The 25,152-nt window shown below is 71.7% G+C and carries 18 protein-coding genes and 1 pseudogene; 17 read left to right on the top strand and 2 right to left on the bottom strand.

Translation table 11 applies throughout. From position 1 onward, the window contains the following. Window positions 1-130 precede the first annotated feature (130 nt). From ACWEEU_RS29195 to ACWEEU_RS29160, 8 genes are all read left to right on the top strand, one after another. Entirely contained in the window at window positions 131-1,684 is a 1,554-nt protein-coding gene (locus ACWEEU_RS29195) for a gamma-aminobutyraldehyde dehydrogenase (protein ID WP_451736426.1), read from the top strand. A gap of 67 nt (window positions 1,685-1,751) precedes the next feature. Continuing rightward, on the top strand, window positions 1,752-2,999 hold the full coding sequence (locus ACWEEU_RS29190; RefSeq protein WP_451736423.1) for a polyamine ABC transporter substrate-binding protein: 1,248 nt from the start codon (window positions 1,752-1,754) through the stop codon (window positions 2,997-2,999). After that, window positions 2,996-4,156 (top strand): ABC transporter ATP-binding protein, encoded by a 1,161-nt coding sequence (locus ACWEEU_RS29185; RefSeq protein WP_385743109.1) that lies wholly within the window; start codon window positions 2,996-2,998, stop codon window positions 4,154-4,156. Before ACWEEU_RS29190 ends, ACWEEU_RS29185 begins: the two co-directional genes overlap by 4 nt. Then, window positions 4,156-5,082 (top strand): ABC transporter permease, encoded by a 927-nt coding sequence (locus tag ACWEEU_RS29180; protein WP_451736420.1) that lies wholly within the window; start codon window positions 4,156-4,158, stop codon window positions 5,080-5,082. The genes ACWEEU_RS29185 and ACWEEU_RS29180 overlap by 1 nt, the downstream gene beginning before the upstream one ends. Beyond that, on the top strand, window positions 5,083-5,883 hold the full coding sequence (locus ACWEEU_RS29175; protein ID WP_385743105.1) for an ABC transporter permease: 801 nt from the start codon (window positions 5,083-5,085) through the stop codon (window positions 5,881-5,883). A gap of 40 nt (window positions 5,884-5,923) precedes the next feature. Then, window positions 5,924-7,354, top strand: coding sequence for an NAD(P)/FAD-dependent oxidoreductase (locus ACWEEU_RS29170; protein ID WP_385743103.1), 1,431 nt, complete (start codon window positions 5,924-5,926; stop codon window positions 7,352-7,354). A gap of 171 nt (window positions 7,355-7,525) precedes the next feature. Continuing rightward, window positions 7,526-7,978 carry a hypothetical protein gene (locus tag ACWEEU_RS29165; protein ID WP_385743101.1) on the top strand — a complete coding sequence of 151 codons (453 nt, stop codon included), beginning with the start codon at window positions 7,526-7,528 and terminating at the stop codon, window positions 7,976-7,978. Window positions 7,979-8,065: 87 nt separating this feature from the next. Beyond that, window positions 8,066-9,874: a chitinase gene (locus tag ACWEEU_RS29160; protein ID WP_451736416.1), complete on the top strand. Its 1,809-nt coding sequence runs from the start codon at window positions 8,066-8,068 to the stop codon at window positions 9,872-9,874. On the opposite strand, the pseudogene ACWEEU_RS29155 reads toward ACWEEU_RS29160, so the two are convergent. Beyond that, window positions 9,816-10,487 (bottom strand): annotated as a pseudogene (locus ACWEEU_RS29155) (phosphatase PAP2 family protein); the annotation flags it as partial. The gene ACWEEU_RS29160 and the pseudogene ACWEEU_RS29155 sit on opposite strands and share 59 nt — an antisense overlap. A gap of 425 nt (window positions 10,488-10,912) precedes the next feature. Continuing rightward, a complete protein-coding gene (gene gabT / locus ACWEEU_RS29150; RefSeq protein WP_451736414.1) occupies window positions 10,913-12,247 on the bottom strand; it encodes a 4-aminobutyrate--2-oxoglutarate transaminase in 1,335 nt (444 codons plus the stop codon). A gap of 251 nt (window positions 12,248-12,498) precedes the next feature. On the opposite strand from gabT, the gene ACWEEU_RS29145 reads away from it, so the two are divergent. The 9 genes from ACWEEU_RS29145 to ACWEEU_RS29105 form a co-directional block, all read left to right on the top strand. Next, the gene (locus ACWEEU_RS29145) at window positions 12,499-14,625 is read left to right on the top strand and encodes an ATP-binding protein (RefSeq protein ID WP_451736411.1); all 2,127 of its coding nucleotides are present in this window, start codon (window positions 12,499-12,501) and stop codon (window positions 14,623-14,625) included. 105 nt (window positions 14,626-14,730) lie between these two features. Further along, window positions 14,731-16,314, top strand: coding sequence for a PucR family transcriptional regulator (locus tag ACWEEU_RS29140; RefSeq protein ID WP_451736408.1), 1,584 nt, complete (start codon window positions 14,731-14,733; stop codon window positions 16,312-16,314). A gap of 160 nt (window positions 16,315-16,474) precedes the next feature. Next, window positions 16,475-17,920: an aldehyde dehydrogenase family protein gene (locus tag ACWEEU_RS29135; RefSeq protein ID WP_451736405.1), complete on the top strand. Its 1,446-nt coding sequence runs from the start codon at window positions 16,475-16,477 to the stop codon at window positions 17,918-17,920. Window positions 17,921-18,075: 155 nt separating this feature from the next. Further along, the gene (locus ACWEEU_RS29130) at window positions 18,076-18,933 is read left to right on the top strand and encodes an isocitrate lyase/PEP mutase family protein (RefSeq protein ID WP_451736402.1); all 858 of its coding nucleotides are present in this window, start codon (window positions 18,076-18,078) and stop codon (window positions 18,931-18,933) included. Between the two features lie 128 nt (window positions 18,934-19,061). Continuing rightward, window positions 19,062-19,940: a formate/nitrite transporter family protein gene (locus tag ACWEEU_RS29125; RefSeq protein ID WP_451736400.1), complete on the top strand. Its 879-nt coding sequence runs from the start codon at window positions 19,062-19,064 to the stop codon at window positions 19,938-19,940. Window positions 19,941-20,191: 251 nt separating this feature from the next. Continuing rightward, window positions 20,192-22,126 carry an acyl-CoA dehydrogenase family protein gene (locus ACWEEU_RS29120; protein WP_385743085.1) on the top strand — a complete coding sequence of 645 codons (1,935 nt, stop codon included), beginning with the start codon at window positions 20,192-20,194 and terminating at the stop codon, window positions 22,124-22,126. A gap of 78 nt (window positions 22,127-22,204) precedes the next feature. After that, window positions 22,205-23,473, top strand: a complete 1,269-nt coding sequence (dxr, locus tag ACWEEU_RS29115) for a 1-deoxy-D-xylulose-5-phosphate reductoisomerase (RefSeq protein ID WP_451736396.1) — start codon at window positions 22,205-22,207, stop codon at window positions 23,471-23,473. Then, window positions 23,470-24,774: a M50 family metallopeptidase gene (locus ACWEEU_RS29110; RefSeq protein ID WP_385743082.1), complete on the top strand. Its 1,305-nt coding sequence runs from the start codon at window positions 23,470-23,472 to the stop codon at window positions 24,772-24,774. The genes dxr and ACWEEU_RS29110 overlap by 4 nt, the downstream gene beginning before the upstream one ends. A 172-nt stretch (window positions 24,775-24,946) precedes the next feature. Continuing rightward, on the top strand, window positions 24,947-25,152 hold a 206-nt coding region (locus ACWEEU_RS29105), incomplete at its 3' end, for a flavodoxin-dependent (E)-4-hydroxy-3-methylbut-2-enyl-diphosphate synthase (protein ID WP_451736393.1).

The following is a 25,152-nucleotide window of genomic DNA, read 5'->3' as shown; positions in this document are numbered from 1 at the left end:
CCGTCGCGTAACCAAAAGGCAACAACGGAATCCCTTGTTGGCTGGATATCGCTCTGTCAGGATCGGCACTCAAATCGAGCTGGAGCCACGCCACCCGGCCCCCACGGGGTGCACGGCGGAGGAGAGCGACATGCACATCCCGGGCACCGTCATCCCGGAACGATTCCCCGCACGCGACCGATTTGCCGACGGCGCGCAGTTCATCGCGGGCCGGACCGCCCGGGGCACCTCCGGCCGGACCCACACCGTGACCGACCCGGCCACCGGTGACGAGATCCTGACCTACGAACTCGCGGGCACCGACGACGTGGACGCGGCCGTCGCCGCCGCGCACGCCGCCTTCCCCGGCTGGGCGGCCACCACTCCCGGCGAGCGCTCCGACACCCTGCACCGCCTGGCCGCACTGCTCGCGGAGCGCGCCGAGGAGTTCGCCCGCGCCGAGTCCCTCCAGTGCGGCAAGCCGCTCAAGCTCACCCGCGAGTTCGACGTGCCCGGCACGATCGACAACACCGCCTTCTTCGCGGGCGCCGCCCGGCACCTCCAGGGCCAGTCCGCCGGGGAGTACTCCGGCGACCACACGTCGTACGTGCGGCGCGAGCCCCTCGGGGTCGTCGGCTCGATCGCGCCCTGGAACTACCCGCTCCAGATGGCCGCCTGGAAGATCCTCCCGGCCGTCGCGGCGGGCAACACGATCGTCCTCAAGCCCTCCGAGCTGACCCCGCTGACCGCCCTCCTCTTCGCCCGGGCCGCCACCGACGCGGGCGTGCCCGACGGCGTGATCAACATCGTCACCGGGACGGGTCCGGAGGCGGGAGAGCGGCTGATCGGGCACCCCCGGGTCGTCATGACCTCGTTCACCGGCTCCACCGCCGTCGGCCGGCGCGTCGCCACGCTCGCCGCCGGCACCGCCAAGCGCCTCCACCTGGAGCTGGGCGGCAAGGCCCCCTTCGTCGTCTTCGACGACGCCGACCTGGAGGCCGCAGCCAACGGCGCGGTGGCGGGCGCGCTCATCAACACCGGGCAGGACTGCACGGCCGCCACGCGCGCGTATGTGCAGCGCCCGCTGTACGAGGCGTTCGTGGAGCGGACCGCCGCCCTGATGGAGACCGTACGGCTCGGCGATCCGTTCGCCCCCGGCACCGACCTCGGGCCGCTCGTCTCGCACGTCCAGCGCGACCGGGTCGCCGCCTTCGTGGACCGGGCCCGCGGGTACGCGCGCGTGGTCACCGGCGGCGAGGCTCCGCGGGGCGCGCTCGAGGACGGCGCCTACTACCGGCCCACCCTGGTCGCCGACGCCGCCCAGGACAGCGAGATCGTCCAGGCCGAGATCTTCGGTCCCGTCCTGGTCGTCCTCCCCTTCGACACCGACGACGAGGGCCTGCGGCTGGCCAACGACACCCCGTACGGGCTGGCCGCCTCCGCGTGGACCCGTGACGTGTACCGCGCCAACCGGGCCACCCGTGAGATCGCGGCGGGCTGTGTGTGGATCAACGACCACATCCCGATCATCAGCGAGATGCCGCACGGCGGCTACAAGGCGTCCGGGTTCGGCAAGGACATGTCGGCGTACTCCTTCGAGGAGTACACGCAGGTCAAGCATGTGATGTTCGACAACACGGCGGTCGCGCGCAAGGACTGGCACCGCACGGTCTTCGGGGACCGCGCGCACCCGGACACCCTCTGACCGCCCCGCGTCCCCTTCTCCTCTCCGACCTCTTCTCCGACGGTTCTTCCGAAAGGGCACCACGCGCATGGAGCAGTACGAGCCCGACTGTCCGAGCCCGGCCGTGGCGGCCGCGATACGGCGCAGCCTGAGCGGCGGCCGGGCGGCGCTCACCCGCCGGTCCCTGCTGCGCGCCGGAGTGGGCGGCGCCTTCGCCGCCGGGGGACTGGCCGCCCTGAGCGCCTGCGGGATCCCCCCGGCCGGGCGGGCACCCGGCGGCATCTCCGCCGACGACCACTCGGCGCGGGAGAAGACGGTGAACTTCTCCAACTGGACCGAGTACATCGACGTCGCCGACGACAACAAGCGCCACCCCACCCTCGACACCTTCCGGCGGCGCACCGGCATCAAGGTCGCCTACACCGAGGACATCAACGACAACAACGAGTTCTTCGGCAAGATCAAGCCGCAGCTCGCCGCGGGCCAGGACACCGGCCGCGACCTCATCGTCGTCACCGACTGGCTCGCCGCCCGGATGATCCGCCTCGGCTGGGTGCAGAAGCTCGACCCGGCCAACCTCCCGCACGCCTTCGCCAACCTCTCGGCCCAGTTCCGCACCCCCGACTGGGACCCGGGCCGCGCCTACTCCTACCCCTGGCAGGGCATCTCCACGGTCATCGCCTACAACAAGAAGGCGCTCGACGGCGTCGAAGTGACATCCGTCTCGGACCTGCTCGACAATCCGAAGCTCAAGGGGCGCGTCGGCTTCCTCTCCGAGATGCGCGACAGCGTCGGGATGACCCTGCTGGACATGGGCAAGGACCCGGCGCGCTTCACCGACGACGACTACGACGCGGCGATCGCCCGTCTGCAGAAGGCCGTTGACAAGGGGCAGATCCGCCGCTTCACCGGCAACGACTACACCTCGGACCTCACCAAGGGCGACTTCGCGGCCTGTGTCGCCTGGGCCGGAGACGTGGTCCAGCTCAAGGCGGACAGCCCCGACGTCGACTTCGTCATACCCGACAGCGGATACCTGACGTCGACGGACAATATGCTGATCCCCAACAAGGCACGTCACAAGACGAACGCCGAGCGGCTGATCGACTTCTATTACGAACCCGAGCAGGCCGCCGCGCTGGCCGCCTACATCAACTACGTCACTCCGGTCGACGGGGTAAAGCCCTGGCTTGCCAAGATCGACCGGGACGCGGCGGCCAATCCGCTGATCGTCCCCGACAAGGCCATGCAGGCGAAGTCCCACGCCTTCCGCTCCCTGAGCCAGAAGGAAGAGACGGCCTACGAAGAAAAATTCGCGAAGCTCACAGGGGCGTGACGAGGATGAAGACGACGACAGACGGCAGCGGAGACGTCCGCCTCGACGGGATCGGCAAGACGTACGGCGATTTCACCGCCGTGCATCCGCTGGACCTGACCGTGCCCCAGGGCTCCTTCTTCGCCCTGCTCGGCGCCTCCGGCTGCGGCAAGACCACCACCCTGCGCATGATCGCCGGGCTGGAGGAACCTTCCTGCGGCACCGTGCGCCTCGGCGACCAGGACGTCACGCATCTGCCGCCGTACAAGCGGCCGGTGAACACGGTCTTCCAGTCCTACGCCCTCTTCCCGCACCTCGACATCTTCGAGAACGTCGCCTTCGGCCTGCGTCGGCGCGGCATCAAGAGCGTGAAGAAGCAGGTCGGGGAGATGCTGGACCTGGTCCAGCTCGGCGAGCAGGCGCGCAAGAAGCCGCACCAGCTCTCCGGCGGCCAGCAGCAGCGCGTCGCGGTCGCCCGCGCCCTGATCAACCACCCCAAGGTGCTCCTGCTCGACGAGCCCCTCGGCGCCCTCGACCTCAAGCTGCGCCGCCAGATGCAGCTGGAGCTCAAGCGCATCCAGACCGAGGTCGGCATCACCTTCATCCACGTCACGCACGACCAGGAGGAGGCCATGACCATGGCCGACACGGTCGCCGTGATGAACGCGGGCCGCGTCGAGCAGCAGGGCTCGCCCACCGAGCTCTACGAGAACCCGCGCACCACCTTCGTCGCCAACTTCCTCGGCACCTCCAACCTGATCGAGGCGGAGGTCGACTCCCGCTCCGGCGACGACATCGTGCTGCGCGCGGGCGACGGCAAGCTGCTGCTGCCCTCGGCCCGCTGCTCCGCCCCCGCGGCGACGGGGGAGAAGGTCCTCGCCGGAATACGCCCCGAGAAGATCGCGCTCACCCACGCCGACGACGCGGGCTCGGTCCCGGGCGGCCGCAACCGCCTCACCGGCACCATCGCCGACGCGAGCTTCATCGGCGTCTCCACCCAGTACGTGATCGACACCCCGGTCGCGGGCGCGCTCGCGGTGTACGCGCAGAACGTCGAGCGCGACACCCGGCTGGTCCCCGGCGCCGAGGTCGTCCTGCACTGGAACCCGGCGCACACCTTCGCCCTGGACGCCGCCCAGGACATCGACGCGGGCACCGAGGAAGAGGCGGCCGTCTGATGCCGACGCTCACCGAGGCGCCCCCGCCCCTCACCACGGCCGAACCCGCCGCGGCACCTCGCAGGCGTGGCCGCCTCACCCCGTACTGGCTGCTGCTGCCCGGCATCCTGTGGCTGGTCGTGTTCTTCGCGCTGCCGATGGTCTACCAGGCGTCGACCTCCGTGCAGACCGGTTCGCTGGAGAAGGGCTACCAGGTCACCTGGCACTTCGCGACGTACTGGGACGCCCTTGCCGAGTACTGGCCGCAGTTCCTGCGTTCGGTGCTCTACGCCGCCGCCGCGACCGTGCTCTGTCTGCTGCTCGGGTATCCGCTGGCGTACCTGATCGCCTTCCGCGCGGGCCGCTGGCGCAACCTGATCATGGTGCTGGTGATCGCGCCGTTCTTCACCAGCTTCCTGATCCGCACCCTGGCCTGGAAGACGATCCTCGCGGACAACGGTCCGGTCGTGCACGCCATGAACAGCCTGGGCCTGCTCGACCTCACCGACTGGCTCGGCTGGACGGCGGGCGACCGGGTGCTCGCGACCCCGCTCGCGGTGGTGTGCGGGCTGACGTACAACTTCCTGCCGTTCATGATCCTGCCGCTGTACACCTCCCTGGAGCGGATCGACGGCCGGCTGCACGAGGCGGCGGGCGATCTGTACGCCCGGCCCTGGACCACCTTCCGCAAGGTCACCTTCCCGCTGTCGCTGCCCGGCGTGGTCTCGGGCACCCTGCTCACCTTCATCCCGGCGGCCGGCGACTACGTCAACGCCGAGTTGCTCGGCTCGACCGACACCCGGATGATCGGCAACGTCATCCAGACCCAGTTCCTGCGGGTCCTGGACTATCCGACGGCCGCCGCGCTCTCCTTCATCCTCATGGCCGCGATCCTGGCCATGGTGACCTTCTACATCCGCCGGGCCGGGACGGAGGACCTCGTCTAAATGCCGCTCGTCACCTGGCTCAAGCGCCGGCTCGTGGTCATCGCGGGTCTGCTCACGCTCGCCTATCTGCTGCTGCCGAACATCGTCGTGACGGTGTTCTCCTTCAACAAGCCCAAGGGCCGCTTCAACTACGAGTGGCAGCGGTTCTCCACCGACGCCTGGAAGGACCCGTGCGGGGTCGCCGACATGTGCGGCTCGCTCTCGCTCAGCCTCCAGATCGCCCTGTGGGCCACGCTCGGCGCCACCGCGCTCGGCACGATGATCGCCTTCGCGCTGGTGCGCTACCGGTTCCGGGCGCGCGGCGCGGTCAACTCGCTGATCTTCCTGCCGATGGCGATGCCGGAGGTCGTCATGGCCGCCTCGCTGCTCACCCTGTTCCTCAACATGGGCGCGCAGCTCGGCTTCTGGACGATCCTGATCGCCCACATCATGTTCTGCCTGAGCTTCGTCGTCACCGCGGTCAAGGCGCGCGTGATGTCGATGGACCCGCGCCTGGAGGAGGCCGCCCGCGATCTCTACGCGGGACCGGTGCAGACCTTCTGCCGGGTCACCCTGCCCATCGCGGCACCCGGAATCGCCGCGGGCGCGCTGCTGTCCTTCGCGCTGTCCTTCGACGATTTCATCATCACCAATTTCAACGCGGGCTCGACCGTCACCTTCCCCATGTTCGTCTGGGGCTCGGCACAGCGCGGTACGCCCGTCCAGATCAATGTCATCGGCACGGCCATGTTCCTGGTCGCCGTGCTGTTCGTGCTGGTCTCGATGCTCGTCACGGGCCGGCGCGGCCGTCAGAAGGCGTGAGCCGTCACCAGGCGTAGAAGCCCTGTAGGGAGTTGAAATCATGGCCCCGAGCGCCATGAGCCGTGGAAAAGACAACTGGATCTCCGCTCTCTCCGAAGCCCAGCCGGTCCCGTACTGGCTGGAAGACCCCGGCAGGCCGCACGCCGAGGCCGCCCTGACCACCACCGAGACCTGCGACCTGCTCGTGGTGGGCGGCGGCTACAGCGGACTGTGGAGCGCGCTGGGCGCCAAGGAACGCGACCCCGGCCGCGACGTGGTGCTCCTGGAAGGCCGCGAGGTGGGCTGGGCCGCCTCCGGCCGCAACGGCGGCTTCTGCGCCGCCTCCCTCACCCACGGGCTGCCCAACGGCATGGCCCGCTGGCCGGGGGAGATCCACACCCTCCAGGAACTCGGGACGCGCAACCTCGACGAGATCGAGGCCGCCCTCGACCGCCACGGCATCGACTGCGACTTCGAGCGCACCGGCGAGATCGACGTCGCCACCGAGACCTACCAGGCGTGGGAACTGCGCGACTGGCACCGCGAACTTCAGGACAAGGGCCTCGCCGACGGCATGGAGTTCCTCGACCGCGACGCCCTGCGCGCCGAGGTGAACTCGCCCACCTTCGAGGCGGGGCTGTGGGACCGCCGGGGCGTGGCCATGGTGCACCCGGCCAAGCTCGCCTGGGGCCTGAAGCGCGCCTGCCTCGCCCTCGGGGTGCGGATCTACGAGCACACCCCCGCCCTCACCCTGAAGCCGTACGGCGCGGGCATGGCCGTCACCACGCCCTACGGCGCCGTCCGCGCCCGCAAGGTCGCCCTCGGCACCAACATCTTCCCGAGTCTGCTGCGCCGGGTGCGCTCGTACACCGTGCCGGTCTACGACTACGCGCTGATGACCGAGCCGCTGAGCCCCGCGCAACTGGAGTCGGTCGGCTGGAGGAACCGCCAGGGCCTGGGCGACTCGGCCAACCAGTTCCACTACTTCCGGCTCTCCGCCGACAACCGCGTCCTGTGGGGCGGCTACGACGCGATCTATCCGTACGGCGGCCGGGTGCGCGCGGAGTACGACGACCGGCCGGAGACCTACGCCAAGCTCGCCGGGCACTTCTTCACCTGCTTCCCCCAGCTGGAGGGCGTCCGCTTCACCCACGCCTGGGGCGGCGCGATCGACACCTGCTCGCGCTTCTCGGCGTTCTTCGGCACCGCCCACCGGGGCCGGGTCGCGTACGCGGCGGGGTACACCGGGCTCGGGGTCGGCGCGACCCGGTTCGGCGCCGACGTGATGCTGGACCTGCTGGACGGCGCGGACACCGAGCGCACCCGTCTGGAGATGGTGCGCAGAAAGCCGCTGCCCTTCCCGCCGGAGCCGTTCGCCTGGACCGGGATAGCGCTCACCCGCTGGTCGCTGGCCAGGGCGGACGCGCAAGCCGGGCGGCGGAATCTGTGGCTGCGGGCGATGGACCGGCTGGGGCTGGGGTTCGACAGCTGAGGCGTGGCGCGGGGGCGGCCGGGGTGGCGTGGTCTCAGGACCGCGCCGCCCGGGACCCGTCGCGTGACCCGGGTCACCCGAAAGAGTGCCGGAAAGCCGCGTAATGCTCCCCGGTCCACCTTCCTCTCCCTCCCGGGCGCGACGGCGTCCAGGTGAGAGAGGGAGGTCCGCATGACAGGGGCGAAGACGGCGGTCGAGTGGCTGGCATCCGTCGCACCGGATCCGGAAGCGTGCCGGTGGGAGTGGGAACGCAGCGCCCTCGGGGTGGCCCTGCTCCCCGCGGGCAAGGCGTGGGACGTGCTGATCCTGCCCGGTGACCTCGGCTATCCGACGCTCGACGTGCTCACCCGCGTCCTCGACCAACCCGGCCCGGTGCTGGCCGACTTCGGGGACAACCGGGTGGGATTCTTCGTGCCGCCGGGCACCGCGGCCCGCTGGCTCGGCACCGGTATCCGCACCGCGGGGTCCGGCACCTGGATCGTCGTGCCGTATCCCGGGCGGCCGGCGCACGGGGTGCGCTGGCTGGTCCCGCCGGACGGGTCCGGGACGCTCACCGACCCGGCGCTGCTGGAGCTGGCGATGCACGAGGCCGCCGCGGGGCTGGCGCGGGACGGAGACGGATAACCCCCGGGCGACTTGACAGGAGGATTGGTCTGGACCAGGTTTGGTGCGCCCCCTGACCTCCAACTCCCCCATTCCTGGAGGCATTTCGTGGATCGCTCCAGACCTCTGGTCGCCCTGCTCGCGGCAGCGGCCCTGGCCGTGCCCGGCGTCACCGCGCTCTCGTCGGCCGCCCGTGCGGCCGACGCGGACGCCGTGGTCAACGGCGGTTTCGAGTCCGGCCTCTCCGGTTGGACCTGCACCGCCGGCACCACCGTCAACTCACCCGTGCACACCGGTAGTTCCGCCCTCCAGGCGACCCCGGAGGGCAGCGACAACGCCCAGTGCACCCAGAGCGTGACCGTGCGCCCCAACTCCCAGTACACGCTGTCCGGTTGGGTGCGCGGCTCCTACGTCTACCTCGGCGCGAACGGCACCGGCACCACCGACGTGTCCACCTGGACCCAGTCCGCGCCCGACTGGCAGAAGCTCACCACCACGTTCACCACCGGACCGAACACCACCAAGGTCACGCTCTACACCCATGGTTGGTACGGCACCGGCACCTACCACGCCGACGACATCTCCCTCCTCGGTCCCGGCGGCGGCTCCACCACGCAGCCGCCCGCCGCACCGGGCGGCCTGACCACCGGCACCGTCACCGCGACCTCCGTCGCCCTGTCCTGGTCGGCGGTCTCCGGCGCGACCGGCTACTCGGTCTACCGCGACGGCACCAAGGTCCAGACGGTGAGCGGCACTTCGGCGACCGTGAGCGGCCTTTCGCCCTCGACGGCGTACAGCTTCCAGGTCACCGCCGCCAACGACGCGGGCGAGTCCGCCAAGTCGGCCGTCGTGACCGCCACGACCAAGGCCGACGGCGGCGGCGGCGGAGGCGGTTCGACCGACCTGCCCACCCACGCGCTCGTCGGCTATCTGCACGCGAGCTTCGCCAACGGCTCCGGCTACACCCGCATGGCCGACGTGCCCGACAGCTGGGACGTCGTCGACCTGGCCTTCGGCGAGCCGACCTCCGTCACCTCCGGCGACATCCGCTTCAACCGCTGCCCGGTCTCGGAGTGCCCGGGCGTCGAGAGCGACGCCGACTTCAAGGCCGCGATCAAGGCGAAGCAGGCCGCGGGCAAGAAGGTGCTGATCTCCATCGGCGGCCAGAACGGCCAGGTCCAGCTCACCACCACGGCCGCCCGCGACGCCTTCGTCTCCTCCGTCTCGAAGATCATCGACCAGTACGGACTCGACGGGCTCGACATCGACTTCGAGGGCCACTCGCTCTCCCTGAACACCGGCGACACCGACTTCAAGAACCCGACCACCCCGGTGATCGTCAACCTGATCTCCGCGCTGAAGACCCTCAAGGCCAAGTACGGCGGCAAGTTCGTGCTCACCATGGCGCCCGAGACCTTCTTCGTGCAGAACGGCTACCAGTTCTACGGCAGCGGCAAGTGGGGCGGGCAGGACCCGCGCTGCGGCGCCTACCTCCCGGTGATCTACGCCCTGCGCGACGACCTCACCCTGCTGCACGTCCAGGACTACAACTCCGGACCGATCATGGGCCTGGACAACCAGTACCACTCCATGGGCGGCGCCGACTTCCACATCGCCATGACCGACATGCTGCTCACGGGCTTCCCGGTCGCGGGCGACGCGAACAACGTCTTCCCGCCGCTGCGCCCCGACCAGGTCGCCATCGGCATGCCCGCCTCCGTGAACGCGGGCAACGGCTATGTCGCCCCCGCCGAGGTCACCAAGACCCTGGACTGCCTCACGAAGCGGACGAACTGCGGCTCGTACGCGACCCACGGAACCTGGCCCGCGCTGCGCGGTCTGATGACGTGGTCGGTGAACTGGGACCGCTTCGCGAACTGGGAGTTCCAGCGGACCTTCGACGGCTACTTCGGCTGAGCGTCCACGCGAGCGCCGTCAGCAGCACCGTGCCCAGGCACCAGGAGGCCAGCACGTCCAGCGGCCAGTGGAAGCCGCGCCGTACCAGGCCGTACGACACCGCGAGCACCAGTGCGGCGCCGACGGCCGGCACGGTGCGGCGGCTGGTCGGTGTGCGGCACCAGGGGAGGAGCAGCAGCACCGCCGAGCCGTAGGCGACGCACGCCGTCGCCGTGTGCCCGGACGGGAAGTAGCCGGTGGCCGGGGGCACCGCGGGGGTTCCCGGCCGCGCGGTCCACAGCTTCAGCGGCACGACCAGCGCGGGCAGCAGGGCCATCGGCAGGGCCGCCGCGAGCGGGGGCAGCCACCAGCGGGGCGCACCGGCCGAGCGTCCGCGCACCGCGGCGTAGCCGGCCGCGAGGAGCAGCACCGGGACGGCGACCTGGATGTCGCCGAGGTCGGAGAGCAGCTCCGAGAAGCGGTCCGGGTGGACCAGGTCCCGGCTGAGCCGGGCGTCCTCCCGCAGCAGCGGGCCGTGGACCAGCACCTGCCAGGTGAGCAGCGCGAACAGCAGACCGGGCAGCGCGATCAGGGCGGCGTACGGGGTGCGGCGGGGGAGGGACACGGGACCCAGCTTCGCAGGTCGGCGCGTTTTGTCCGAGGAGGAGGTCGGCCGCCCCGGAACAGGGGGGGGTGGTTCCGAGGCGGCCGTCCGGACCGGAAACGCCGCACGCCCCGGGGGGTTTGGGGCGGCGGCCGTCCGATCGGTGAGGAGATCCCGGAGCCGTCGGGCCCCGGCTGTGTGCGCGAGGGCACGACCAGGTCGAAGCTGGGGAGGCCCCGGCCTGAACCCGCCCGCAGTCCCCTGGGGGCGAGGTGTATCTCTCTTCTGGACGAGAACCTACGGCAGTCCTCGCCGCTTGGGCAGCCGGAATCCGGTCCCGCCATCCACCCCGCACACCTTCTTCACACGGCCTGCGGGTACGGCGCCCGGGGGCGCCGCACCCGGCCGGACCGGCCTACTGCCCGGGCCGGGTCCGGGGCCGTGTCCGCTCCGGCTCAGATGCGGGTGAAGGCCTGCTCGATGATGTCCAGACCCTCGTTCAGCAGGTCCTCGCCGATGACCAGCGGGGGCAGGAAACGGAGCACGTTGCCGTAGGTGCCGCAGGTCAGGACCAGCAGACCCTCCTGGTGGCACGCCTTGGCCAGCGCGGCGGCGGCCTCGGCGTTCGGCTCCTTGGTCCCGCGGTCCTTGACCAGCTCGATGGCGATCATGGCGCCGCGGCCGCGGATGTCGCCGATGATGTCGAACTTCTCGGCCATCGCCTCCAGGCGGCCCTTCATGACCTCCTCGATGCGCTTGGCCTTGCCGTTGAGGTCCTGCTCCTTCATCGTCTCGATGGCGCCGAGCGCGGCGGCGCAGGCCACCGGGTTGCCGCCGTAGGTGCCGCCGAGTCCGCCCGCGTGCGCGGCGTCCATGATCTCGGCGCGGCCCGTGACGGCGGCGAGCGGCAGACCGCCCGCGATGCCCTTGGCGGTGGTGATCAGGTCCGGGACGATGCCCTCGTCCTCGCACGCGAACCACTGGCCGGTGCGGCAGAAGCCGGACTGGATCTCGTCGGCCACGAACACGATGCCGTTGTCGTTCGCGAACTTCACGATCTCCGGCAGGAAGCCCTTGGCCGGCTCGATGAAGCCGCCCTCACCGAGCACCGGCTCGATGATGATCGCGGCCACGTTGTCCGCGCCGACCTGCTTGGTGATCTGGTCGATCGCCATCTTGGCGGCCTCGGGGCCCGCGTTCTCGGCGCCGGTCGGCCAGCGGTAGCCGTAGGCGACCGGGACGCGGTAGACCTCGGGCGCGAACGGACCGAAGCCGTTCTTGTACGGCATGTTCTTCGCCGTCAGCGCCATCGTGAGGTTGGTACGGCCGTGGTAGCCGTGGTCGAACACCACGACCGCCTGGCGCTTGGTGTACGCGCGGGCGATCTTCACCGCGTTCTCGACGGCCTCGGCGCCGGAGTTGAACAGCGCGGACTTCTTGGCGTGGTCACCCGGGGTCAGCTCGGCCAGCGCCTCGGCGACGGCGACGTAGCCCTCGTACGGGGTGACCATGAAACAGGTGTGGGTGAAGTCGGCGAGCTGGGCGCTCGCGCGGCGCACGACGGCCTCGGCGGAGGCGCCCACCGAGGTCACGGCGATGCCGGAACCGAAGTCGATCAGGCTGTTGCCGTCCACGTCCTCGATGACGCCGCCGCCGGCGCGCGTCACGAAGACGGGCAGCGTGGAGCCCACGCCCTGGGCGACGACCGCGGTGCGGCGGGCCTGAAGCTCCTGCGACTTCGGGCCGGGGATGGCGGTGACGACGCGGCGCTCCTGCGGAAGTGCGGTCATGCGGGGCTCCTGGGGGGTGATTACGGACGCTTGTCTTCTTTTCTCGCAGGTTAGGACCGTTGCCGGGGGGCGGTCATGCTCCATGTGGGCGTTGTCCGGCATGGCGGTTGTCCGCCGTGGACATAGCAGTGGGTGGGAGCCCCGCCCGACCGGTCCCGGACACCGGCCGCGTAACCGGTGAACTCCCCTTTCCGGGGCGTTAGATTGACTCGCTGACGGTGGACGGAGCGGCTGCTCAGGGGGCAACGGCGATGGAGAGCGACGGCACGCGGGACACGCACGGCACGGGAGCCGGACCGGTCCCACGTCCGGCGGTACCGGCCCAGGGGCCTGCCGTGCCGCCCATGCCGTCGGCGCCGCCCGGCATCTCGCCCAGGTCCGACGGCAACGCCTTCCTGGCCTGGCTGCGCGCTCCCCGCCCCGCCGCCCCGCCCGGCGTCTGGCGCTTCGGCCACCGGCCCCGGCCCGAGGAGGAGCCCGAGGTGATCCCCGGCCGCCAGTTGCTGAGCGGTGCGCTGATCTCGTTCCTCGTCGGCTGGCTGGTGTGGTCCCTGCTGTGGAACGGCTACCTCGGCGGCTGGTGGACCCTGCCCCTGGAGCTGCTCGCGCCCGACGCCTGGCTGGAGACCGAGAGCCGGATCGGCACCGCCGTCCTCTGGTACTCGTACTACACGCTCATCGGCGGCACCCTGCTCCTCGTCGTCTTCCGGCTCGGCCGCTGGGCCGAGGTCTGGCGGCGCTACGGACCCCCCGCCTGGATGTCCGCCACCCCGCCCGAGCCGCCGCCGCCCACCCCGGGGCAGGACCCCGCGAGCTGGCCCGAGCTGCGGGCCGCGGGCGCGCACGAGGCCGCCGACCGGCTTGCCGCCGACGCACAGGCGGGACACATGCGCGACGTGGACCAGGCGCGGATCGGCCGCGCCTGGCAGGGCGTGCGCTCCGGCCTGCACACCCTGGCCGCCTTCACCGGCGCGGTGGTGCGGGACGGCGCCGCCGCCTGTCCGCACCCCTCCGGCGAACGCGACCTGCCCGTGCGGCAGGCCCGCCACGACCTGCTCACCGGTCAGGTCCGGGTCGGCACCGCCGCCGACGACCCGCGCAACCCCTACCGCTACCGCGGCGCCGGGCTCGCCCTCGATCCCGAGCTGCTCGGCACCTCGCTGCTCGCGGTCGGCCCGGCGGGCTCCGGCAAGACCGGCAGCCTGATCCGCCCGCTCGCGGAGTCGATGTGCCTGCATGCGCTGGCCGGCCGGGCCGCGGTGGTGGTCGTCGGCGCGGCGGGCGCCAGCCTGGGACCCGCCGAGGCGTACGACGTCGTCATCCGGATCGGCCACCCCGACTCCGCCTACGACCTCGACCTCTACGGCGGCACCACCGACCCGGACGAGGCCGCCGCCATACTCGCCGAGGCCCTGGTCGGCGACCTGGCCGACCCGCACCCCGGCAGCGACAGCCGCCGCTCCACCACCGTCCTCGCCCAGCTCCTCGGCCCCTTCCACGCGGTCCACGGCCGCTTTCCTTCCGTGCCCGAACTGCGCGGGCTCCTCGACGGTGCCCCCGGGCCGCTCGCCGCGCTCCGCAAGGCGCTCACCGAGACCGGGCACGCCTCGCTGCTGCGCGAACTCGACGCCCGCGAACGCCAGTCGGCCCACCCCGACGACGTGGGCGCGGTGCTCGCGGACCGGATCGCGCTGCTGGACCGGCCTGCCTTCGCCTCCTTCTTCGACACCTCCGGGCAGTCCCGGCCGTTCTCGCTCAAGGCCCTCGACCACCCTGTCCGGGTCCGCGTCGACCTGCCCCAGCGCGGCCACGCCGACGCCTCGCGCATCCTGGCCCGGCTCGTTCTCGCCCAGTTCACGGCGAGCGTGACGGCCCGCGAGGACCGCTCCCTCTTCGCCTGTCTGCTCCTCGACGACGCGGGCGGGGTCGTCACCCCCGAGGCCGTGCGCGGCATCCAGCGGCTGCGCTCCGCCAACGCGGGCATCGTGCTCACCCTGCGGACCCTGGACGACGCCCCCCGGCCGCTGCGCGGCCCGCTGATCGGCGCCACCGGCTGCCGCGTGGCCCTGTCCGGCCTCACTCCCTGGGACGGGCAGGACTTCGCCGAGGTGTGGGGCAAGGAGTGGATCGAGACCCGCGACGTCACCGACCGCCAGATCATCGCCGAGACCCCGGCGGGCAAGGCCGTGCACATGCTGCGCCGCGTCATCACCGGCAAGGCGCCCACCGCCCGCGCGGTCACCGTCCGCCAAGTCGAACGCGAGCGGTGGTCCGCCTCCGAGCTCGCGCACGGGGTGCCGCCGGGACATGCGGTGCTGTCGTTGACCACCGTGCGGGGGGAGCACGCGCCGCCGTTGCTGGTGGATCTGCGGGGGTGAGGTGCGGGATCGTACGGTGAGGCAGAATCGGGGTGGGCCGTTCGTACGCGGCGGCCAATTGATCTCCGGTGGCGTCACACCGGACCGCTTCGACCTGAAGGCCCCATGCCCCCGACCCTCGCCTCGCTCGTCCACCACTCCGCGCTCAAGCTCACGGTCCGCGCGGGGGAGGACCGGCTCGACGTGCCGGTCCGCTGGGCGCACGTCAGCGAGCTGGCCGACCCCGTTCCGTACATGGAGGGCGGGGAACTGCTCCTCGTCACCGCGCTGAAGCTGGACGCCGAGGACCCCGAGGCGATGCGCCGGTACGTCAAGCGGCTGGCCGGAGCGGGGGTCGTCGGGATCGGCTTCGCCGTCGGGGTCAACTACGACGAGATCCCCGAGGCGCTGCTGGACGCCGCCCGCGAGGAAGGGCTGCCGCTCCTGGAGGTGCCCCGCCGCACCCCGTTCCTCGCGATCAGCAAGGCCGTCTCCGCCGCCATCGCCGCGGAGCAGTACCGCGCCGTCACCGCCGGCTTCGCCGCCCAGCGCGAGCTGACCCGGCAGGCCCTGACCACCGGCCCCGAGGGCCTGCTCGGCGCGCTCGCCGCCCAGCTCGACGGATGGGCCGCGCTGTACGACGCCTCGGGCGCCGTCGTCGCCGCCGCGCCCGAGTGGGCCCACCGCAGGGCCGCCCGGCTCACCGCCGAGGTCGAACGGCTGCGGGAGCGCCCCGCACCCGCCTCCTCCGTCGTCGGCGGCCCCGACAACGAGGACCGCGTCGAGCTGCACTCCCTCGGCACCGGCCGCCGCCCGCGCGCCGCGCTCGCCGTCGGCACCGCCGCCGCCCCCGGCACCGCCGAGCGCTACGCCGTCCACTCCGCCATCGCCCTGCTCACCCTCACCACCGAACGCTCCCGCTCCCTGCACGCCGCCGAACAGCGCGTCGGCGCCGCCGTGCTGCGCATGTTGCTGGCCGGGGAACCGGACCACGCCCGCGCCGTCGCCGGGGACCTGTACGGAGGGCTCCTCGACGCGCCGTTCCGCGTACTGGTCGCCGAGGCGGGCACCGGAGCCGACGGCGATCCGCTCGGCGCGCTCACGGAGGCCGTGGAGTCGGCCGCCGCCCGCTCCGGCGAAGCCGTCCTCGCCGTGTCCGACGGGGAGCGCCTGGTGGTGCTGGCCGCCGACGGGGGAGCGGCGGTCGCCGCCTGTCTCGCCCACGCGGGCGTCCTGGAGACCACCCGTACGGCCGCCGAGACACGGGCCGGCGACGAGAACGCGCTGGTCGTGGGGCTGTCGGCACCGGCGGGTCCCAGCGCGGCGGCCGCCGCCCACCGCCAGGCCGAACAGGCGCTGTCGGTCGCCCGGCGCCGCGGCCGGGTCCTCGTGGAGCACGAGCACCTCGCGGCCGGCTCGGTGCTGCCACTGCTCGCCGACGACGCCGTACGCGCCTTCGCCGACGGCCTGCTGCGCGCGCTGCGCGAGCACGACGCCACCGGGCGCGGCGATCTCGTCGCCTCGCTGCGCGCCTGGCTGTCCCGGCACGGCCAGTGGGACGCGGCCGCCGCCGACCTCGGCGTCCACCGCCACACCCTGCGCTACCGGATGCGCCGCGTCGAGGAGATCCTCGGCCGCTCCCTGGACGACCCGGACGTGCGCATGGAGCTGTGGCTGGCGCTGAAGACGACGGGCGCGGAACAGCCGTAGGGCCACGTGCGGGGCGCGACCTGCCTCTTCACGCCAAACCGGAGCATCACCGCCCCGCATCCGTACGACTCGGACAAGCGACGCCCCCGCACGGCCGCCCTACCGTGGACCACGCACCGAAGAACAACTCCGACAACGCGGAAGGGCCGGGACCCGTCAAATGACTTCCACCCACGCCTTCTGGCTCGCCGGCCGCCAGGTCACCGGCGAGGACAGCTTCGACGTCACCAACCCGTGGGACGGGCGCCTGGTCGGCCGGGCCAGTGTGCCGACCGACGCCCAGGTCGAGGAGGCCGTGGCCGCCGCGTACGCCGTCCGCGACGACTTCGCCGCCGTGCCCGCGCACGTGCGCGCCGCCGCCCTCGACCACGTGGCGAAGCGGCTGACCGAGCGTGCCGAGGAGATCGCCCAGCTCATCTCGGGCGAGAACGGCAAGCCGATCAAGTGGGCCCGGGGCGAGGTCGGCCGTGCCGTCTCCGTGTTCCGGCTCGCGGCCGAGGAGGCCCGCCGGTTCAACGGCGGCGAGGCCCAGCGGCTCGACACCGACGCGGGCGGCCAGGGCCGCATGGCGCTGATCCGCCGCTTCCCCAAGGGCGTCGTCCTCGGCATCGCGCCGTTCAACTTCCCGCTGAACCTGTGCGCGCACAAGGTCGCCCCGGCCATCGCCGCCGGTGTCCCGATCATCCTCAAGCCCGCCCCGGCCACCCCGCTGTCCGGCCTGGTCATCGGTGACTTCCTGGCCGAGACGGACCTGCCCGCCGGTTCCTGGAGCATCCTGCCGGTCGCCAACGACAAGATGCCCGCGCTGGTCCAGGACGAGCGCCTGCCGGTGATCTCCTTCACCGGGTCCGAGAAGGTCGGCTACGCGATCATGGACTCGGTGCCGCGCAAGCACTGCACCCTGGAGCTGGGCGGCAACGGCGCGGCCGTCGTCCTCGGCGACTGGTCGAGCGACGCCGACCTGGACTGGGCCGCGTCCCGCATCGCGACCTTCTCCAACTACCAGGGCGGCCAGTCCTGCATCTCGGTGCAGCGCGTGATCGCGGACGCCTCCGTGTACGACCGCCTCCTGGAGCGCGTCGTCGCCGCCGTCGAGGCGCAGGTCACCGGCGACCCGGCCGACGAGCGCACCGAGGTCGGCCCGCTGGTCAGCGAGGACGCCGCGCAGCGCGTCGAGTCCTGGGTGAACGAGGCCGTCGAGGCGGGCGCCACCCTGCTCGCCGGCGGCAAGCGCGAGGGCGCCACCTACGCCCCGACCGTCCTCACCGATGTCCCGGCCGGTGTCACCCTCGCCACCGAGGAGGTCTTCGGACCCGTCCTCACCGTCCAGAAGGTGGCCGGCGAGGCCGAGGCATTCGCGGCCGTCAACGACTCCAAGTACGGCCTCCAGGCAGGCGTGTTCACCCACGACATCCAGGCCGCCTTCCGCGCCCACCGCGCCCTCGAGGTCGGCGGCGTCGTCATCGGCGACGTCCCCTCCTACCGCGCCGACCAGATGCCGTACGGCGGCGTCAAGCAGTCCGGCGTCGGCCGCGAGGGCGTCCGCTCCGCGATGGACGACTACACCTACGAGCGCGTCCTGGTCCTCACCGGACTCGCTCTCTGACCTGACACCGACAGGTCGCCACGACGGCCGGAGCCCACACTGTGCGGGGGCTCCGGCCGTTGGCGTTTTCCTCACACCAACCAGCCTGATTCCAGGCGCGGTTCATGTCGGATTCCGGCCAGAGGGCGGGCCGCGCAGGGTGCTTGACTGCCGTCATGACGCACACGCGCGCGGCCGACGCCCGCCTCTTCCGCTCCCTGCACATCCCCTCCGCCCCGCTCGCGCTCGCCAACGCGTGGGACGCGGCGAGCGCCCGTCTCGTCGAGGCGGCGGGCGCCAGTGCCATCGCCACCACCAGCGCCGGGGTCTCCTGGGCGCTCGGTTGGCCCGACGGCGGCACGCTCACCCGGGAGCGCGCCCTTGAGGTGATCGCCCGTGTCACCGCCGCCGTCACGGTGCCGGTCACCGCCGACATCGAGGACGGGTACGGCGCGGACGCCTCCGCCGTGGCCAGGACCGTCGCCGGGGTGATCGAGGCGGGCGCCGTCGGCGTCAACATCGAGGACGGCACCCGGCCTCCGGCCGAGCTGGGCGCCCGGCTCACCGCGGCCCGGCGGACCGCCGAGCGGGCGGGCACGGACCTGTTCCTCAACGCCCGGGTCGACACCTATCTGCTGGGCCTGGGCGACCCGGAGACCCGCCTCGCGGAGACCCTGGCCCGGGCCCGGCGGTACGTCGAGGCGGGCGCCGACGGCGTCTTCGTCCCCGGCGTCACCGATCTCTCCACCCTCAAGGCGCTGGCCGAGGGCATCGCCGTACCGCTCAACGTCCTGGCGGGTCCAGGGGCGCCGTCCGTCGCCGAGCTGGGCACCCTCGGCGTGGCCAGGGTGAGCCTCGGGCCGGGCGTGGCGCTGGCCGCGTACGCCGCCGCCCGCCGGACCGCGCGGGAGTTGTTCGGTACCGGTGCGGTCACCGCGCCCGGCGACGCCCTGTCCTTCGCGGAGCTGGACGGGCTGCTCGCCCAGCCACCAGTGATAGGCACGGCCGATGACGCGATAGATTTGACCGATTAAGTCGGGATAAGTAATGCCTATCACGTCATTAATTCGACTTTTGACATTTCCCGGTCTGCGGGCGCACACTGCTCCACGCGTGACAGTCGGACAATCCGACCACGAGTGAGCAGCATGAGAGGGCCACCGTGCCGATACCCCTTGAAGAAGCCCTGGACGACCAGATCGCGGCAGCGCGCGGCAAGGCGAAGCTGCTCCGCTCTCCCGGGCGCTACCTGGTGCTCTCCGCGCTCGCCGGTGCCTTCATCGGCGTGGGCGTCGTTCTGATGGTCATGGTGTCCGCCCCGCTCACCCTCGCGCACTCTCCCTGGGTCAAGCTGATCCAGGGCCTCGTCTTCGGTGTCGCGCTGACTCTGGTGATCTTCGCCGGCGGAGAGCTGGCCACCAGCAACATGATGACGATGGTCCAGGGCGCGGTCCGTCGCGCCTTCTCGCCCCTCGTGGCGCTCGCCGTGATCGTCGGCTCCTTCGTGGGCAACCTGGTCGGCTCGGTCGGCTTCGCCTGGCTGGTCCACTGCTCCGGCGTGCTGGGCGTCGCGCCCGCCCCCGGAGCGCCCGCCCCGGGTCTGGCCGGTCTGACCGGCATGCTCACCGCCAAGATGGCCGAGAGCGGCGAGGCGATGTTCTTCCGCGGCGTGCTCTGCAACTTCCTGGTCTGCCTGACCGTGTGGATGGGGATGCGCACCCGCTCCGACGCCACCAAGATCCTGCTGATCTTCGCGGGCATCCTGGCCTTCGTCGCCTCCGGCTTCGAGCACGTGGTCGCCAACATGACGACCTTCTCGCTCGGCCTGTTCGAGCACGTCCCCGGCGTGACCGTGGGCGCCTTCGCCCACAACCTGCTCTTCGTGGGCCTCGGCAACCTGGTCGGCGGCGGACTGCTGGTGGGCGTGGCGTACGCGTACAGCGGACGCCGTGCGAAGCCCGTCGCTCCCGCGACCACCGTGCCCGCACCGCGCGCCGGGGACGTCCCGGCAGCCGCGGCCCCGGTGGCCGAGAAGGTCTGAGGCCCGCGACAGTCCGACGTCCCCGACGGTCCGAGACCCTGTCCGGCACGATCCCCCGAGACGCCCGCGACTCACCCCGCCCCCGCCACACTTCACCCGTTCGCCGCACTGGACGCGTGAGGGGTGGTGGGGGCGCCGCGTTTCCGGTACCAACGATCCAGTAGCACCCCTTTCCGGGTGATCCGGATCAGGCAGCAACGGTCGGTACCGCACGGACCGCATCCGTCCCTCTTCGCGGTGAGGTGAGCCTCATGTCCGCTCCCACCACTCAACGCACCACCGTCTCCGAGCGCGAGGCCCGCCAGGTGGCGGAGGCCGCCCGGGAGCAGGGCTGGCGCAAACCGAGCTTCGCCAAGGAACTGTTCCTCGGACGCTTCCGGCTGGACCTCATCCACCCCCACCCGCTCCCGGACCCCGAGAGCGTGCGGCGCGGTGAGACCTTCCTCGCGGAGCTGCGCGCCTTCTGCGAGAACGAGATCGACGCGGCCCGCATCGAGCGCGAGGCCCGCATCCCCGACGAGGTCGTGGCCGGGCTCAAGCGGCTCGGCGCGCTCGGCATGAAGATCGACCCCAAGTACGGCGGCCTCGGCCTGTCCCAGCTCTACTACAACAAGGCGCTCGCGCTGGCCGGCTCGGTCAGCCCGGCGATCGGCGCGCTGCTCTCCGCGCACCAGTCGATCGGTGTGCCGCAGCCGCTGAAGATCTTCGGCACCCAGGAGCAGAAGGACGCTTTCCTGCCGCGCTGCGCGAGCACCGACATCTCGGCGTTCCTGCTCACCGAGCCGGACGTGGGCTCGGACCCGGCGCGGCTGGCGACCACCGCCGTGCCGGACGGGGACGACTACGTCCTCGACGGCGTGAAGCTGTGGACCACCAACGGCGTGGTCGCGGACCTGCTGGTCGTCATGGCGCGGGTGCCGAAGTCCGAGGGGCACCCCGGCGGCATCACCGCGTTCGTGGTGGAGGGCACCGCCGAGGGCGTCACCGTCGAGCACCGCAACGCCTTCATGGGGCTGCGCGGCATCGAGAACGGCGTGACCCGCCTCCACCGGGTGCGGGTACCGGCGGCCCATCGCATCGGGCCCGAGGGCGCGGGCCTGAAGATCGCGCTGACCACGCTCAACACCGGGCGCCTCTCGCTGCCCGCGATGTGCGCGGGCGCGGGCAAGTGGTGTCTGAAGATCGCCCGGCAGTGGGCGGCCGAGCGCGAGCAGTGGGGCAAACCGGTCGCGCTGCACGAGGCGGTCGGGTCCAAGATCAGCTTCATCGCGGCGACCACGTTCGCGCTGGAGGCCGTCGTGGACCTCGCCTCCCAGATGGCCGACGAGGACCGCAACGACATCCGCATCGAGGCCGCGCTCGCCAAGCTCTACGGCTCCGAGATGTCCTGGCTGATGGCCGACGAGCTGGTCCAGATCCGCGGCGGCCGGGGCTACGAGACCGCCGAGTCCCTCGCGGCGCGCGGCGAGCGGGGCGTACCGGCCGAGCAGATGCTGCGCGACCTGCGCATCAACCGCATCTTCGAGGGCTCGACCGAGATCATGCACCTGCTGATCGCGCGCGAGGCCGTCGACGCCCACCTCTCCGTCGCCGGTGACCTCATCGACCCCGACACCACCCTCCAGGACAAGGCGAAGGCCGCCGCCGACGCGGGCGTCTTCTACGCCAAGTGGCTCCCGAAGCTGGTCGCGGGCCCGGGCCAGCTCCCCACCTCCTACGGTGAGTTCAAGCACGGCATCGACCTCTCCGGCCACCTGCGCTTCGTCGAACGGCACTCCCGCAAGCTCGCCCGCGCCACCTTCTACGGCATGTCCCGCTGGCAGGGCCGCATGGAGACCAAGCAGGGCTTCCTCGGCCGCATCGTGGACATCGGCGCCGAACTCTTCGCCATGAGCGCCGCCTGCGTCCGCGCCGAACGCCTGCGCCGCGAGGGCGATCACGGCCGCGAGGCCTACCAGCTCGCCGACGCCTTCTGCCACCAGTCCCGCCTCCGCGTCGACGACCTCTTCACCCGCCTCTGGTCCAACACCGACGACCTGGACCGCAAGGTCGTCAAGGGCGTCCTCAACGGCTCCTACGACTGGCTGGAGGACGGCATCCTCGACCCCTCGACCGAGGGCCCGTGGATCGCGGACGCGACGCCCGGCGCGAGTACGCAGCCGAGCGCCCGTCGTCCCTTCGTGTGACGCCCGCCGCACGACCCACCGCCCGCGAACACCGGACGCGCTGTCCGAGCCGGTGTCGCGGGCGGACACAATAGGTGGATGACCGACAGTCTCGTCAGCCCCGCGCCCCTCGCCGATCCGCACCTGGTGTACGACCCGCTCGCCGGTGGCGGGCCGAAGGATGTGGTGATCCTGGGGTCCACCGGGTCGATCGGCAGGCAGGCCATCGACCTCGTGCTGCGCAATCCCGACCGTTTCCGGGTGACCGCGCTGTCCGCCAACGGCGGGCGGGCGGCGCTGCTCGCCGAGCAGGCGTACCGACTGCGGGTGCGGACCGTGGCGGTGGCGCGGGAGGACGCCGTGCCGGAGCTGCGCGAGGCGCTGGCCGGGCACTACGGCGGCGAGCCGCTGCCGGAGATCCTCGCCGGGCCCGACGCGGCCGCGCAGCTCGCCGCGTCCGACTGCCACACCGTGCTGAACGGCATCACCGGCTCGATCGGTCTCGCGCCGACGCTGGCCGCCCTGGAGGCGGGCCGCACCCTCGCGCTCGCCAACAAGGAGTCGCTGATCGTCGGCGGCCCGCTGGTCAAGGCGCTCGCCAAGCCGGGCCAGATCATCCCCGTGGACTCCGAGCACGCCGCCCTCTTCCAGGCCCTCGCCGCCGGCACCCGCGCCGACGTCCGCAAGCTGGTCGTCACCGCCTCCGGCGGCCCCTTCCGCGGCCGTACGAAGGCGGAGCTGGCGAACGTCACCGTCGCCGACGCCCTCGCGCACCCCACCTGGGCCATGGGCCCGGTCATCACCGTCAACTCCGCGACCCTCGTCAACAAGGGCCTGGAGGTCATCGAGGCGCACCTCCTCTACGACATTTCCTTCGACCACATTGAGGTGGTCGTGCATCCCCAGTCGTATGTCCACTCGATGATCGAGTTCACCGACGGCTCCACGATCGCCCAGGCGACGCCCCCCGACATGAGCGGGCCCATCGCCATCGGTCTCGGCTGGCCCGAGCGGGTCCCCGACGCCGCCCCGGCCTTCGACTGGAGCAAGGCGTCCACATGGGAATTCTTCCCGCTGGACAACGACGCCTTCCCCTCGGTGAACCTCGCCCGGCACGTGGGGCGGCTCGCGGGGACCGCTCCGGCGGTGTTCAATGCCGCCAACGAGGAGTGCGTCGCGGCCTTCCTGAGCGGCGCGCTGCCCTTCAACGGGATCATGGAGACCGTCACCCGGGTCGTCGAGGAGCACGGCACCCCGGTATCGGGAACTTCACTCACGGTGTCGGACGTCCTCGAAGCGGAGACCTGGGCCCGCGCCCGGGCCCGCGAACTGACAGCCACGACGGCGACCGCGGAGGCGCGTGCATGACGACCCTGATGTTCATCCTCGGTATAGCGGTCTTCGCGGTCGGCCTGCTCGTCTCGATCGCCTGGCACGAGCTGGGGCACCTGTCGACCGCCAAGCTCTTCGGCATCCGCGTCCCGCAGTACATGGTCGGCTTCGGCCCCACCATCTGGTCGCGGCACAAGGGCGACACCGAGTACGGCATCAAGGCCGTCCCGCTCGGCGGCTACATCCGCATGATCGGCATGTTCCCGCCGGACGACGCGGGCCGGGTCTCCGCCCGCTCCACCTCCCCGTGGCGCGGCATGATCGAGGACGCCCGCTCGGCGGCCTTCGAGGAGCTCCAGCCCGGTGACGAGACGCGCATGTTCTACACGCGCAAGCCGTGGAAACGCGTCATCGTCATGTTCGCCGGCCCCTTCATGAACCTGATCCTCGCGGTCGGACTGTTCTTCACCGTGCTCATGGGCTTCGGCATCCAGCAGCAGACCAACACGGTCGCCTCGGTCTCGCCCTGCGTCATCGCGCAGAGCCAGCACCGCGACACCTGCAAGAAGTCCGACCCGGCCTCCCCGGCCGAGGCGGCGGGGCTCAAGGCGCACGACAAGATCCTCTCCTTCGACGGCAAGCCGACCAAGGACTGGAACACGCTGTCCGACCTCATCCGCGACAGCGCGGGCAAGAGCGTCCCGATCCTGGTCGAGCGCGACGGCAAGCAGCTCACCCTGCACGCCACCATCGCCACCAACCAGGTCGCCAAGAAGGACGCGAGCGGCACCTACGTCCAGGGGCAGTACGTCAAGGCGGGCTTCCTCGGCTTCAGCGCCGCGACCGGCGTCGTCCAGCTCGGCTTCGGCGACTCGGTGGTCTGGATGGGCGACCAGGTCGGCAACGCGGTGGACTCCCTCGTCGCGCTGCCCGGCAAGATCCCGGCCCTGTGGAACGCCGCCTTCGGCGACGGTCCGCGTGAGCCGGACTCCCCGATGGGCATCGTCGGCGCCGCCCGCGTCACCGGTGAGATCGCCACGCTGAACATCCCGGCCTCGCAGCAGGTCGCCATGTTCGTGTTCGTGCTCGCCGGGTTCAACCTCTCGCTGTTCCTCTTCAACATGCTCCCGCTGCTCCCGCTCGACGGCGGGCACATCGCGGGCGCGCTGTGGGAGTCGCTGCGGCGCAACCTCGCCCGGGTGCTGCGCCGCCCCGACCCGGGCCCCTTCGACGTGGCCAAGCTGATGCCGGTGGCCTACGTCGTGGCGGGAATCTTCGTCTGCTTCACGCTCCTCGTGCTGATCGCGGACGTCGTGAACCCGGTCAAGATCTCCTAGCGGTACGGCACCTGGAAGGCGGCCCGGAGCGCTCTGCCCCGGGCCGCCTTCCATTGAGTGGGTTTGCCGGGTGGGATGTGCTCGCGCGCGGGGCCGTACCGTAATCTCAGAGCCTGGAGCCCGGCGTTTCATGGGGCCGGATCTTCATCCACGACTTGGGGTTGCACAGCAGATGACTGCGATTTCTCTCGGTATGCCGTCCATCCCGACCAAGATCGCCGAGCGTCGCAAGAGCCGGCAGATCCAGGTCGGCACCGTCGCGGTCGGCGGCGACGCCCCCGTCTCGGTGCAGTCCATGACGACGACGCGTACGTCGGACATCGGGTCGACGTTGCAGCAGATCGCGGAGCTGACGGCGTCGGGCTGTCAGATCGTGCG

It is taken from the genome of Streptomyces sp. NPDC005004, assembly GCF_053600675.1.
Note: the sequence above shows the minus strand (reverse complement) of the source record. Positions and strands in the feature narration are given on the sequence as shown.